This window comes from Streptomyces sp. NPDC087422, from assembly GCF_044744145.1.
In the GTDB taxonomy this organism is placed as follows: Bacteria; Actinomycetota; Actinomycetes; order Streptomycetales; family Streptomycetaceae; genus Actinacidiphila.
On record NZ_JBIUXT010000003.1, the window covers coordinates 617058 to 629327 of the forward strand.

Here is a 12270-nt window from a genome sequence, read left to right on the forward strand (position 1 = left end):
GGGTCAGTAGCCGGTCTCTTCGCATGCGCTCAGCCATGCGTCGAGGTCGCGGCGGCGGACGCGTATCTGTCCGTTCGGCAGCTTCATGGTTTTGGGCGCCTTGCCCCGTGCGCGCATCCGGTAGAACGCGGCACGGGAGATGCCGATCTCGTTGAGGACTTCGGGGAGCTTGAGGTTCGGGCAGGCGGTCGCCACGGTGGCACTCCTTGCTGTCCGGGCAGGGGCAGTGGACGCGAGGTGCTGCCACAGAAACCACTAAATACACAGAAACACGGTGAGTGTGCCGTTGACCTGCTGTTTTGGCGGTCTCGCGGGGGTAGGGGGCTGTTGCCACAGAACCCCGTGGAAGTTCCACACAAATAGCGGCGGCCGGTCCGTGACCCGCCGAGGTCTCCGGGCGGGCAGGCGTGGGCGCTGGTATTTGTGTGGAAGTTTCCGGGGTTTCTGTGGCAACGGTCTGGCCGATCCCGGAAGTGCTGTTTGTGCAGGTCAGGCGATGTGCGCGCTTATTTCTGTGTATTACGTGGTTTCTGTGGCAGAGGTCAGGCTTCGGGGTCGGTCAGGTAGGGGTGAACCACGTAGCGGGGGGAGGGCGGCCTGCCGCGGCCGGCGGTGCGCAGTGCTGGAAGGGCACGCAGGTAGCCGTGGTCTTCCAGCAGCGCCAACGGTGCGTCAAGTTCGGCGGCGGTAGGGAATTCGGCGCGGCTGAGCTTGACCATGAGGTCGCGCTTGCTGACCTCGGGCCAGTGGTTGGCGCGCAGCAGGTCCACCACGGTACGGGCGCGGTCGGCTGCTTCGTTGGCGCCCATGCGGTCGAACACCGCGAGGGCGTGGCCGGCGAAGTAGTCGGCGAGGGTGACGGCGGCGTGCATGGTGTCCGCGGTGACAGGTTGGTTGTGCCCACTGTCCAGGTGCTGCGCGAGGTGCAGGAGTCCGGCGATGCGGACCGCGGCACCGGGGAGTTTGGATGCCCAGTCGGAGATGTGCCCCAAGGAGCCGCCGCGTGCGGCGAGTTTGGGTTCCAGGCGGTCCTGGAAGGCCCGTACGGCTGTGTCGGCATCCGGGGTGAGTTGGAGTACGGCGGGGTCGGTCCAGTCCGCCAGGGCCAGGGTGAGCGCGATGACGTTGCGGTCGTAGGTTGCGGCGACGTCGTCGGGGACGGGGGCGGGGTCGGAGGTGCGGTGTCCGAGGAGGGATTCGGGGAGGGAGTACAGGAACCGTCCCAGCAGTCCGCGGCCTTTGGCTCCCTTGATTTTGCCGATGTCGTCCAGGACTTGCGGTTGCACGGACAGGCCCATGGTGAGTGCGGGGTGGTCGATGTATTCCTTGCGGGTCTGCCGGTTGACCCGCAGCCGGTCTCCGGCGTGGCCTTTGAGGAAGGGGCCCATGTTGGGGGCGCCGGAGTAGCGTCCGGCGATGATGTCGAAGATCTCGCCTTCCGCGGACATGAGCGCGATGCGTCCGCCCTGGTCTGCCATGAGCGAGGTGATGGTTTCCGCGGTGGCGTCGTCGGCGAGCAACTGCGGTTCGGGCGGGATGGTGAGGGATTCGGCGGTCTGGGCCATGCCGACTGCTTCGGCGATCATCTGGTCACGGCTTTCGCCGGATGCTGCGGCGGCTTTGCGGGTGGCCTTGTCCGCGGCGTCCTCGGCGAGTTTCGCGGTCAGGGTGGCTTCGATGATCGCGGGCATGACCTGCGTCTTGAGCTGCTTCTCCGCCTCGTACAGCGGGTCGGTCATCGCGGCGAACACCGCCGATTTGCGGTTGCCCGGCGGAAGGGCGCACACAGTGAACAGATTGGTTGGCTCCCGCCAGCGTCCGCGGACGTGGACCACGGACCGGCCGCCCGCGGCGGTGGCCAGCACTGCCAGGGCGACGCATCCGGCGAGGTCCACCGGGGTCTGCGTTTCCTCGGCGACGGCGGCGGTGAAGTCCCGCAGCCAGCCGGGGAGGACGTGCACGGGGAAGTCCGGGAGCTGCCGGGCCTGCTTGAGCGGTACCGGGTCCTCCCAGGGTGCATCGGCCGGCACGGTGTCGGGGGCGTCCACGGCGGGGAAAGCTGCCCACAGGTCGGTGTCGTCCACAGGCTGTGGATTCACAAGGCAGCAACTCCTTCCGGAGCGACCGCAGTTGACGTGCAGGTCAGGGAGACAGGCTGAAGGGACGCCCTGCGGGCGGCGTCCTCCGGTCCGCCCACAGCCGCCACGACAGCAGCAGGGCGGGCGGCGCGCGGCCGGGAGGCGGCCGGGGTGGGACGGCATTTCAGCGGGGCACTGCGGGGGCCGGTCATTGGTGTTCCCGCGGCTTGCAGCGCGCGATCGACCAGTTCAGTGCGCTGCGGAGCGTGGAGCGGCACTGCCAGGACGGCAGACCGGTGGACTCGGCGCAGCGCTGAAATGCCTGCTCTACCTCGCTGCGGTCCAGGTCACCCCAGGCGATGAACCGGCCCACCTTGCGGGCGGCTTCGAACAGCGCGGTTTCCCGTCCGCCCTCGGTCGCAGCGGCGATGCCTGCCTGTTCCCGTTCGAACGCGATCCGGGCAACACTCCCCGGGTGGGCGGGAGTTGGCAGGATCGGGCCCGTGACGGCCCCCTGAGGGGCTTCTGAGAGGCTTTGAAGCCATTGAGGGAGGTTTGCAACGGGTGCGGGGTCCACGACCGCGTACGGGCCGTCAGGGGTCGCGGAGCCGGGGGCGACGACGTATCCGCCCCATGCGCGGGTGTCGATTTTCGGTGCGAGGCGGCCGGTGCTGCACGGCAGCCGCACCCCGGCCGGCGCACGGAAGTACAGGTGCTCACCGCCGCTCGGGGTCCGGATGCAGCGGGTGCGGGGCACCGGGGTCCGGGCGCGCTCGCAGAGCGCCAGGAAGGATTGCGCGCCGTCAGGCGTGTCCGGTGAGTCCTTGGCCTTGAGGGTGTCGAGGTCCACCACCAGCAGACCGGCCGGGCCGGTGGCGATGCCGACGTTGTACGCGCCCGCAGCCCAGCAGCGTTCGATGCGGGCGGGGTCGGTGGTGGCGCGTTGCTCGAACTTGCGGTGGCCATCGGTGCAGTCCCCGGTGCGGGGGCAGCGGGTCTCCCCGTGCAGGGCGGGCGGCTTGCCGCCGGGGTGCAGGGGGAAGACGGGCCAGCCGCGGTCTGCGGCGTCCAGCGCAGCACACAGCAGTGCGCTGCGGGTCTGTTGGGTCATGCTGGGAACGCTCCTGTTCCTTCGGGAACGGCGAGGGAACCGGGACGGCCGCGTGTCTTTGGCGAGAGGTGCGGCCGTCCCGGGCACAGCTAGAGGTCGGTGAGGGCTTCCAGGGGGATCTCGTACAGGTCGGCGTAGTCGGTCACACCGCTGTAGAAGCCGGGGTGGTAGCGGACGTAGGCCACGATGAGCGGGGTCCCGCTGCGGTCGGTGGTGATGTAGACGTTCACGGCGTCGAACATCTTGTGGCGGTTGCGGCGTGCCGCGCGGATGGTAACGGCCGCCTCCAGGGCGGCCATGCGGCCGGTGGCCACGCGGCGGTCAGGTGTGCCGAGTTCGCCGAGGTTGATCAGGGATCGGGTGACGGCGCGGCGGGGGTGCGGGGTGGGCACTGTGGGTGTCTCCGTTCGGTCAGTCGCGCTTGCGGGTGTGGAATTTAGCTGCGTTGCAGGTGAGCGCGTCGATGTGACGCGTGATTAGGAGCACTCTTGTCTGTGACCGGCCGGTAATTCTGGGCAAGGTCGACACGGCGTGCCTGTACGGAACTCGTAATTCCGCAGGGATCTTCCCAGGCCGTCAGTTTCTGGTGGTCTACACCTCAACTGGGTCGGTCACTCAGTGCCGTTGGGGTCGGCGACATGTCGACGTAGTTACTGGCGGGACACGCGAAGCATGTCCGTCGACACCGGTACGCTGTCTCTCCACACCGATCCTCTGAGTCGGAGGCCATGCGGCCGAGACGCGGACCCCCGCGGGGTTCACGAATCGTTGGGCTCCGTCGCTGTCCAGAGGAAAGGAGTAACCCTCGTGCCCGAGAACCCGGGTGAAGAGGGTCGCAAGAACAGTGAGAAGTGGGAGCGGGCCGCAGTTCGGGCCCGCGAGGCCGGGCGGTACGCGGTCATGGTCGCCAAGTTCGCCAAGAACGTGGCTGACGTGATCGTCATCCTGCACCGGCACTTCTAGCGATGTGGCCCCCACCGGGTCACCGATGAGGGCCACATCTTGCGACCGGAAGCGTCTCGCCTGGCTCGGGCTACCAACCAATGGGCCGGCGGGGCGCTTCCCTATTTCGCAGTCTTCGGTTGTACGCACGCCAAAGCACGTGCCTCTGTGATCTGAGTCACGTACCAATGGGGAAGTCCCCATAGTGCCATCCCCAGCGCACCCGCCGCCCGAACCTCTGGGCGGACCGGCGTTGGGCAAGAGCCGCACGCAGCGCGATCGTCGCAGGCCCAAGGGGGCGACTGTGACGCAAGTCACAGTCCCGCATGAGGTGCGGAGCGCCAAAAATCATCCGTTCGGCTCGACCCGAACGACTGAACTCGGTTGGCGCGTCCCCCCGTGTTGAGGCCAACGGTTGAACATGATGCCACCACGGCCTACGAGCTTCTAGGGGGGGTCTCGAAAAGATCTTACCGATTCACCTGCGGCTATGCCCTTTAGGGCATAGCGGGTCGCTATTGCCGCACTTGCGGATGCACGTGCGTACGCCAACTCGGCACTCCCGGAACATCCTTGCGGAGCGCCTTGTACCAGATGCCACCGACAAAATCGGGGCTGTGGTCAGGCGTCCTTCCGTTCCGTCACCGGCAGCTCCGGCAATCCGGCCGCCGTGAGCGCGGCCGGGTCGAAGCCGGGAAGCGTCGCGCGGGCGGTGAGGGCTGCGGCGAGTGCGGTGGCGTAGTCGCCTCCGGCGCGGGCGGTTTCCACGGCGGCGCGGGCGCGGATGACTTCGACGGTTTCGACGTGGTGCTGTGTTTCGCGCCGGTCGGTCGTGGCGCGGTCGTACGCGGTCGTTGCGCGCTTGTCGTTGCGCCAGTGCCGGTAGGCCAGCACGTACGCCAGCACAGTGGCGACGGACCACAGCAGCAACGGCAACGGCAACGCGTCGGTGTAGGCGGCGACTCCGGCGAGCGCGAAGGTGCCGGCGGCGGTGAAGCCGACTGCCGCGGCGACCGGTTCGCCGTTCTCGCCGCGGGCGAGCGCGTTCCCCGCGAACGCGGCGCCCACCGCGAGGACGCCCATCACGGACGCGTCACCGATGCTGTGCTGGGCTCCGTTGGCGTTCCAGATCCGCGCCAGGATCAGCACGGTGGACGTCGCCAGCGCGGGAACCACCTTGGGGGCGAGACTGGCGGTCCAGTGGCGGTAGAGGATGGGCTGGTTCATGGCGCGGTCTCCGATCCGGTGGTCAGGCGCGCATCTGCGCGAGGGTGTGAGCGACGCTGGCCATGAGGTCGTTGATGGGTCCGGCCATGCCGGAGGCGGCGGCGTAGAAGCCGAACAGGAACACCACGGCCGCGGCGAGAACGTTGGTGGCGCGGGAGCGGATGGCGAAGAGCGAGGCGACGCCGAAGAGCAGCACGGCGGAGACGGACAGGATCACGGGCGGTCTCCCTGATTCGGCGTGAACGGCCGGCCGGGCACCGCGGCGGACCGGTCGGGGGCGGTGCCGCGGTCGTAGGTGCGGCGCCAGGCGTTATAGGCGTGGCGTCCGCGGCGTATGCGGATGCCGTGTCCGTCGCAGCGGCGGCAGTGCTTGCCGCGCTTGGCCTTGCCGCGGCGGGTGTAGGTGAGGGCGAAGCCGAGGCCGTCGCACTTGCGGCAGCGGGCGAAGGGCTGACCCGCACACACAGCGGCGTAACCGAGGGTGATGGCCAGCAGGAAGGCGCTAGCGAGCATGGCGAGGGTCACGAGGGGTCTCCCGGGCGGGTTTTCGGGGTTTGCGCAGGTCAGTCGCTAGACGCTAGGCACCTGATCAGATGCCTGATGGGTCGCTAGCGAGGTCGCTAGGTCTAGCGACGGGGGTTGCTAGACCTAGCGACGCTTCGGGCTACTTCTCGGCCCGCTTCTTGTTACGCAGGGTGATGGCGTCGATGATGTGCTGCCGGTCGATGCCCCGCCGGTTCGCGCCCTTGCCGTCCTCGATCTTGCCCCACACCTGGTCGGTCCGGATGCCGTACGGCTTCAGCGCAGCGGCCAGTTGATCGGCCTTGGCGCGGCCTTCAAGCGCTGCCCAGTCGCCGTAGGCGGCGGGGTTGAGGACGGCCAGGCGGTCAACGACGGTCTCGGACCACACCTTGATTTCCGCCTTGCCGAGGACCATCGCCACGTCGTCCAGCACCGCGTCGGCGCTGCGGGCGGTGGTGACTTCGCCGGCCGCGTCGCCGGTCAGCGTGCCCTCGGCCTCCCGCAGGTCCGCGGCCCTGGTCAGGACGGCTTCGGCGTCGCGGCCGTCCGCGAGGTAGGTGCGCACGATCCCGGCTTCGTCGGACATGCCCTTGAGGATGCCGACGCCCTTGTGGGACTTCAGCAGCCGGGACGCGTCCAGGCCCTCGGAGTATGAACCGGCGCCCATGACCACGTCGGAGACCTGCCAGGACCCCACCCGCAGGGCGAACCGGGCCTGGCACTGGTCACGGAGCTTGGGCGGGCACGCGGTGTCGTCCGGCTTCTGCGTGGACAGCATCACGGACACGCCGACCGCGGGGGCGACGCGGGCGAGGTAGACCAGCAGGTCAAGGATCACGTTCCCGTAGACAGGGTGCTGCAAGTACTCCTGCACCTCATCGATCACCACCAGCGTCAGCGGCATGTTCAGCTTCTTGTCCCGCGACAGCTCCGGGGTCAGCTTGCCCTCCGGGCAGATGTGCAACGGCAGCTCGGAAAGCCGGTGGTAGCGGTCCTCGACATCGGCCTTCAGCTCTTCCAGCGAGCTGACCAGGTGCTCCACGGGGTCGATACCGTTGCGCGGGACGATCCCGAAGCCGATCCGGTGCGCCACCAGCGCGAACTTCCGCCAGTCCGGCGACGCCTTCCCGTCGAACATGATCAGCCTGACGTACGGGTCCAGGGCGGCAGCCAGCGCGATGGTGCGGGCGCTGAAGGTCTTGCCCTGCCGCGGCACCGCGCCCACCAACAGCGACAGCCACAACATGGACGCCATGACGGGGTTACCCCGCTCGTCCACACCCCACGGGAACGGCTTCCAGAAGTCCACCCTGGTCGCCCCCAACAGCGGCGACTTACCCGCCGGGACCGCGAGCGGGTCGCGGTCGGCAATCCACATCGACACCCGCCGCTCAGAGCTGAGATCGGGGTCGAGGAAGAGCTGCGTGGTGGCGATGTCGATACCCGACGCGAGGGCCTTGCGCTTGCCCAGCGCGTCGGCGAACGACCGGCCGTAGGGCATGTCCACGATCACACGCCAGCCGTCGCCGTCCCGACCGATCGGACGCGGGAACGCAATCCCGGTGTCCTTACCGGTCAACCCCGCTGCGGCGAACGCCCGGGTGATGATGTCTGAGGACAGCTTCCGCTTGCGGAAGGTGACCTTCGCACGGTCGATGAGCGGCCGGTCCGCCGGCGCACCCGCCACCCCGAGTGTGGTGGTCATGGTGGCCACCGCCAGCAGCAGCAACGGCAGCGGCGCGAGCACCCACAACACCAGTGCACCGGTCAGGCCGATCACGGACGCCAGGGAGGCGATGATGCCGCGCAGCCGAACGCGGGCGTCCCGCTGCCGGGACAGTTTCAGGTACTCCCCCGCGTCCTCGGAGACCACGGCGGCCAGGCGCAGGGCCTTGCCCTCGTTGTCGAAGACCCAGTGCCCGGCCATGGTGGACCACCGCCACGCACCCCGCGGGGCATAGACGAGGATCTTCGGGGTGTAGATGCACGGCAGCCGCCACGCGTGATACCCGACCATCGCGGAGTAGTGCCGGACCGCCCACTTGCGGACGGCCTTGCGCTGGTCGGGGAGCTTCACCCAGTCCGGGAACACCGGGCGTCGGGCCTTGTCGTGCTCGCTCATCCACTCGCCGATCGACGGCGGATAGACCGTGACCGGCGGGTCCACCAGGTCACCCTCGGCCGTGTCCCCGGCTTCGTCGTCCGGGTGGTCGTCGGGGAGTTCGGCCTGCCACTCACCCGGCTTGACCTCCCCCGGCACGGGTGCGTCCGGGGTCGGGTCGGTGGGCGGGGGCAGGGTCTTCTTCAGCGGGAACGGCAGCACCGCGGCCGTGGTCCCCTCGTTGCCGGGGGCGATGTGTCCCGGCTGGTCAAAATCTGTGGTTTCCGACACGGTAGGTCTGCTCCTCATCTCATGAGGTCAGGAGTGGTGGCGGGGTCCGGCCGCGGACTGTGGAAGGTGAGCGGCCGGACACCGTTGGTGCAGGTCAAGCGGCGCGTTGTTCGTCGGGATAGGCGCACGGGACGCAGGAGCCGAGCGAGGCCGGGATGACGTATCCGGCATCGCGGAGGCAGATCGGGCAGGTGCGGCGGGCGGTGTTCGCCCTGGCGAGCGCGGCCCATTTGGCCGGCGTCATCGGCCGGACCGGCAGAGCCAGGTCCAGCCGGTACAGGAACGCGGTGCGCACGCTGCCGCGGGTCTTGCGCGAGCGCCACATCAGTTGCGCGGCGACCGGCTGACCACCCGGCCGCAATGCCTTGGCGCGCAGTTGCCGCCGGGTGGCCATACCGTCCGGGGCGCACCGGAACGGGAACGTCGGAGTGCCGAACCGTTCGCCGTCCGGGTCGTAGAAGCGGCTCACGCCGCGTTCCAAAGAACGGGCAGGGCATCGGTGCGGGCGCTCAGGAAGGCCCGGCCGATCCACTCGCCGTAAGCGGGCGGAATGGCCTCGGTCAGCTCCTCGCGCACGTCGGTCCAGGTGATGCCCATGGCTCGCTGCAACTGCGGGATTGTGGGTTTGCCGCCACCGCTGCCGTACGCGGCGACGTACGGGCCGTCGTACTTCTTGCCGTGGCGATAGCCCGAGACCCGGCCGCGGTGCGGCAGGTGCGCCGCCCGGACGGCGGTCCAGCCGCCAAGCTCGAAGTTGCGGTGCCGGATCACCCCGAGGCCGAACATCTCCCCGCACAGCGTGATGTCCTTGCGGATCTTCGCCCGGCCGTTGGGCTGTTCCATCACGTACGGCAGGCCGGCCCGCAGCAGCAGGTCCCGTGTCGGGCCCACCAGGTCCTCATGGACACCGCCCCAACCACGGGAACGATTGGTTCCCACTGTCAGAGTGCACTTGTCTTGACACGGCGGGGAGGTGTGCACCATCGCGTAGCGGGCGATGTCGCCGGTGGTGATCAGGTGCGCGAGGTGTTCCAACGCGTCGCCGCGGTGCATCAGGAAGGGGTAGGTGGGTCGCTCCGCGATGTCCACGCCGTGCACCTCGAAGCCGGCGCGGTGGTAGCCGGTTCCGGCACCGCCGGCGCAGCAGAACAGATCCAGCAGCAACGGGCGCGTCATGCCGCGACCTCACCCGTGCTGTCCCCGCCGGCCCGCTCGGCCTTCAGCGCGTCCCGCAGCATGCGGCCGTTGGCGGCCGACGTACGGACCGCCTTACGGATGCCCTCAGCGGTCATTGCCGCGTCCGGCCAGTCCGCCGTCAACTCCCTCGCCTCGTTGAGGAGTTGGTCGGGTGTGCGGACCGGTCGGGGAGCGCGGGCGGCCTGCGGCACCCGACCGGTCGCCCGACGCGGAGCATGCACGGCCGCGGCGACCGCCTCCAGCGGAGCCGACTCGGACGGCTCGACTGCCGGTGCCGGGTCGGGTGCCTCCACAGCGGCCGGAGCGGGAACCGCGGGCGGGATCGGGGTCGCCGACTTCCGCAGGTCAGACCCCAACCGATTTACGGTAGTCAGGATCATTTCATCCTGATCTGCGACCGCTACCGGTCGGTAGTGCAGCACCTTCGCCACCAGGTCCGACCCGAAGTAGATCGACCCGACCGGCAGCGACGTGGCCAGCAGCACCAACGCCCAATTCCCCGGCGCCCAGTCGGCCAGATGCATCCGACCGGCCGTACCCGTGTGAAGGGCGGGCAGCAGACCATGCACGTAGTTCAAAACCAGCGACGCGGCGGTGTACCCGGCCAGGACCCGCAGCGCGAACCGCCGGTCGTCATCGGTCAGAACGAGGGTGGCCACCAAGGCCAAAGCCATCAGGCCGTCCACCACGAACGGGTACAACGTCGCTGCGGTGTGATCCGCACCTACCGCGCGGGCGATGTCGCGCTGCGCGTTCCACGACACCCGAAACGCCATCCCGACCACACCCACCAGGGCCGTGATCAGCAGAGTCTTAGCCGTGCGGTTCATGCCGCACCCCCCGCCAGCAGGTCCCGGCGGGCGTTGGCGGCGTTGCAGCGGGCGGTCATCAGGCGGTGGTGCGCCCGCCGGATGCGGCGGGTGTCCAGCTCGGTACGGTCGCGGTCCAACAGACTGATCTCCGCGTCCAGCAGGTCCACGGCCGCCAGGACCGCGGGCATCTCCGCCTCGATCGCGTCCAGTTCAGCCGCGGACGGCTCCGACTCGTCATCCAGCACGTGGACGGTCGGCGCATCCTCATCACGGATGTGGGGCAGCATGGCAGGTAACTCCTGTTCCTTCGGGAACGGCGAGGGAACCGGGACGGTCGCGTGTCTTTGGCGAGAGGTGCGGCCGTCCCGGGCAGAGCTAAAAAGCAGCGATCACCAGGGCCGCGATGAACAGCCACAGGTAGTGGAAAGACTGGTCAAGCGCATACGCGCCAGTCCCCAAGCTGGGGTTGTCATCGCAGCCGGGCCGCGGGGCGCCCATGCGGAAGAAGCCGCCGGAGCCGAGCACTTCGGCGAGGCGGGCCAGCGTCGTACGCCGGTCCGCCCACCAGTGCGTCACAGCGTCCACACCGAGACCCACGGCCAGGCCCCACACCGACAGGTGCAGACCCAGCAGCAGACCGGCGGGCAGCAGCAGAACGAGCTTGGTGATGGTGAGCGTGGCCACGTGCCGGGTGTCGGCCCAGCGGCCGGCCCACCCGGGACGGCCCTTGGCCTGAGCTTGAGCGTCGGTCTGCACCCAGTGGTCACCCACGCTGTGAGCGACGAACAGTGCCGCGAACACCGCGGCGAACGTGCCGGGGTCGGCGCTCACTTCCCGCTGCCGTTCGCGGACCGCTTGTTGGCCTCGCCGACCTTGCGCGACAAGTCCTCGCGCTCGGCCTCTGTCAGACTCGTGAACACAGGTTCCTCCTTGGGGTTCCTGTAAGCGGCTCCGGTGTTTGCCCACCGGAGCCGCACTCTTTTGACCACTCGGCTTCGAGCAGCCACGGCCACCCGACACGCCAAAGGCCATGTCAGGGACCGTGCGCACTCGACGCACACCGCAACGCCGATGTCCGCGGCCGAAGCCCGGAACAACCGGCGTCACGCAACGACGCGAAGGGCCACCGGCCCGGCTGGTCAGAACCGGGCGGCGCCCTGCGTACTTCGGCGACCCATCAGCGGATCTCCTCTCGGTAGTGCGATGTCGTTGCTGACGACAGGCAGGAATCCCAGCCAGACGCGGGCATCGGCTCACTCCGGGGAGATCCCTCCCGGAAGTCGTCGCCGACCAAGGTCAGCCGCGTCGTTCTTTAGAGCCGACTGCGTGTCCCATGTACGGCCGCCGTCTTGAGGGCGGACCGAGGTGTCAGGGCGCGAGCCCCTTCTCTGTCGGCTGGTCTCCACTCGCCCCGGCCGGTGTGGACACGGCCGCCGTACTGCGGTGGATCACGCTATGGAGTTGAGTCGAACCAGCGACCTGAGACCCGTATGAAGGCCCTCAATCGCTTCAATAACTAGCGTGGACTAGTTCACGCTAGTGTGTCAAGTAGGCAAGCAGTGTGGGCTAGTGCGAGCTACCGGATACGCTGTTTGCATGACGATTACGAAGGACAGCCCACGGCTGCCATCGGCGCAGGTGGCGGACACGCTGCGCGAGGAACTTGAAGCGGGCCTGTACCCGCCGGACAAGAAACTGCCTTCGATCAAGGCCCTGGCCACGCGCTTCGGCATCGCCGAAGAGACCGTCAAGAAGGGCCTGGCCACGCTCAGGGAAGAGGGGCGGATCTTCTCCGTCCCTAACCGAGGGCACTTCGCCGTAGGCTCGGAGCGCACGGATGCTGGCAGCGCAGTCGATCGGGAAGACTTGGGTGAATCCATCGCTGTCCTCCGTTCCGAACTCCAGAAGCTGAGTGATCGAGTCGCCAAGCTGGAAGGAAGTTCCGGCTCCGGCGACGCCTGACATCAACCACAGTGGGGTGCGGGATCC

Annotated in this window: 15 protein-coding genes; 2 read left to right on the forward strand and 13 right to left on the reverse strand. The window is 68.6% G+C overall.

Translation table 11 applies throughout. The annotated features are described in order from the left end of the window. Positions 1-3: 3 nt before the first annotated feature. The 4 genes from ACIO6U_RS12305 to ACIO6U_RS12320 form a co-directional block, all read right to left on the reverse strand. Positions 4-195 carry a helix-turn-helix transcriptional regulator gene (locus tag ACIO6U_RS12305; protein ID WP_401718007.1) on the reverse strand — a complete coding sequence of 64 codons (192 nt, stop codon included), beginning with the start codon at positions 193-195 and terminating at the stop codon, positions 4-6. A gap of 347 nt (positions 196-542) precedes the next feature. Beyond that, entirely contained in the window at positions 543-2084 is a 1542-nt protein-coding gene (locus ACIO6U_RS12310) for a YfjI family protein (protein WP_401718533.1), read from the reverse strand. Positions 2085-2286: 202 nt separating this feature from the next. Continuing rightward, a complete protein-coding gene (locus ACIO6U_RS12315; RefSeq protein WP_401718010.1) occupies positions 2287-3189 on the reverse strand; it encodes a bifunctional DNA primase/polymerase in 903 nt (300 codons plus the stop codon). A gap of 89 nt (positions 3190-3278) precedes the next feature. Then, positions 3279-3581 carry a hypothetical protein gene (locus ACIO6U_RS12320; RefSeq protein WP_401718013.1) on the reverse strand — a complete coding sequence of 101 codons (303 nt, stop codon included), beginning with the start codon at positions 3579-3581 and terminating at the stop codon, positions 3279-3281. A gap of 415 nt (positions 3582-3996) precedes the next feature. Here ACIO6U_RS12320 and ACIO6U_RS12325 point away from each other — a divergent pair, with 415 nt between their 5' ends. Continuing rightward, positions 3997-4152, forward strand: coding sequence for a hypothetical protein (locus ACIO6U_RS12325; RefSeq protein ID WP_401718016.1), 156 nt, complete (start codon positions 3997-3999; stop codon positions 4150-4152). Positions 4153-4752: 600 nt separating this feature from the next. Here ACIO6U_RS12325 and ACIO6U_RS12330 read toward each other — a convergent pair. The 9 genes from ACIO6U_RS12330 to ACIO6U_RS12370 all read right to left on the reverse strand — a co-directional run bounded on the left by ACIO6U_RS12330 (position 4753) and on the right by ACIO6U_RS12370 (position 11112). Then, complete coding sequence (locus ACIO6U_RS12330) at positions 4753-5358, reverse strand: hypothetical protein (protein WP_401718019.1); 606 nt, start codon at positions 5356-5358, stop codon at positions 4753-4755. Positions 5359-5380: 22 nt separating this feature from the next. Further along, positions 5381-5575, reverse strand: coding sequence for a hypothetical protein (locus tag ACIO6U_RS12335; RefSeq protein WP_401718022.1), 195 nt, complete (start codon positions 5573-5575; stop codon positions 5381-5383). Beyond that, positions 5572-5883: a hypothetical protein gene (locus ACIO6U_RS12340; RefSeq protein ID WP_401718024.1), complete on the reverse strand. Its 312-nt coding sequence runs from the start codon at positions 5881-5883 to the stop codon at positions 5572-5574. The genes ACIO6U_RS12335 and ACIO6U_RS12340 overlap by 4 nt, the downstream gene beginning before the upstream one ends. A gap of 139 nt (positions 5884-6022) precedes the next feature. Further along, positions 6023-8272: a cell division protein FtsK gene (locus ACIO6U_RS12345; RefSeq protein ID WP_401718027.1), complete on the reverse strand. Its 2250-nt coding sequence runs from the start codon at positions 8270-8272 to the stop codon at positions 6023-6025. Between the two features lie 94 nt (positions 8273-8366). Next, positions 8367-8741 (reverse strand): RRQRL motif-containing zinc-binding protein, encoded by a 375-nt coding sequence (locus ACIO6U_RS12350; RefSeq protein WP_401718030.1) that lies wholly within the window; start codon positions 8739-8741, stop codon positions 8367-8369. Further along, a complete protein-coding gene (locus ACIO6U_RS12355; protein WP_401718033.1) occupies positions 8738-9448 on the reverse strand; it encodes a DNA methylase in 711 nt (236 codons plus the stop codon). Before ACIO6U_RS12355 ends, ACIO6U_RS12350 begins: the two co-directional genes overlap by 4 nt. Continuing rightward, a complete protein-coding gene (locus tag ACIO6U_RS12360) occupies positions 9445-10299 on the reverse strand; it encodes a DUF2637 domain-containing protein (RefSeq protein ID WP_401718036.1) in 855 nt (284 codons plus the stop codon). Before ACIO6U_RS12360 ends, ACIO6U_RS12355 begins: the two co-directional genes overlap by 4 nt. Beyond that, a complete protein-coding gene (locus ACIO6U_RS12365; RefSeq protein ID WP_401718039.1) occupies positions 10296-10568 on the reverse strand; it encodes a DUF6284 family protein in 273 nt (90 codons plus the stop codon). The genes ACIO6U_RS12360 and ACIO6U_RS12365 overlap by 4 nt, the downstream gene beginning before the upstream one ends. An 88-nt stretch (positions 10569-10656) precedes the next feature. Further along, entirely contained in the window at positions 10657-11112 is a 456-nt protein-coding gene (locus ACIO6U_RS12370; protein WP_401718042.1) for a DUF3307 domain-containing protein, read from the reverse strand. Between the two features lie 765 nt (positions 11113-11877). Between ACIO6U_RS12370 and ACIO6U_RS12375 the strand changes: the two genes are divergently transcribed. Continuing rightward, positions 11878-12243 (forward strand): GntR family transcriptional regulator, encoded by a 366-nt coding sequence (locus ACIO6U_RS12375; RefSeq protein WP_401718045.1) that lies wholly within the window; start codon positions 11878-11880, stop codon positions 12241-12243. The last annotated feature ends 27 nt before the right edge of the window (positions 12244-12270 follow it).

Excerpts from the sequence above, each read along its gene's own strand:
- ACIO6U_RS12315 (WP_401718010.1), bottom strand. The coding sequence starts at position 3,189 with ATGACCCAACAGACCCGCAGCGCACTGCTGTGTGCTGCGCTGGACGCC.
- ACIO6U_RS12355 (WP_401718033.1), bottom strand. The coding sequence starts at position 9,448 with ATGACGCGCCCGTTGCTGCTGGATCTGTTCTGCTGCGCCGGCGGTGCC.
- ACIO6U_RS12330 (WP_401718019.1), bottom strand. The coding sequence starts at position 5,358 with ATGAACCAGCCCATCCTCTACCGCCACTGGACCGCCAGTCTCGCCCCC.
- ACIO6U_RS12360 (WP_401718036.1), bottom strand. The coding sequence starts at position 10,299 with ATGAACCGCACGGCTAAGACTCTGCTGATCACGGCCCTGGTGGGTGTG.
- ACIO6U_RS12365 (WP_401718039.1), bottom strand. The coding sequence starts at position 10,568 with ATGCTGCCCCACATCCGTGATGAGGATGCGCCGACCGTCCACGTGCTG.
- ACIO6U_RS12375 (WP_401718045.1), top strand. The coding sequence starts at position 11,878 with ATGACGATTACGAAGGACAGCCCACGGCTGCCATCGGCGCAGGTGGCG.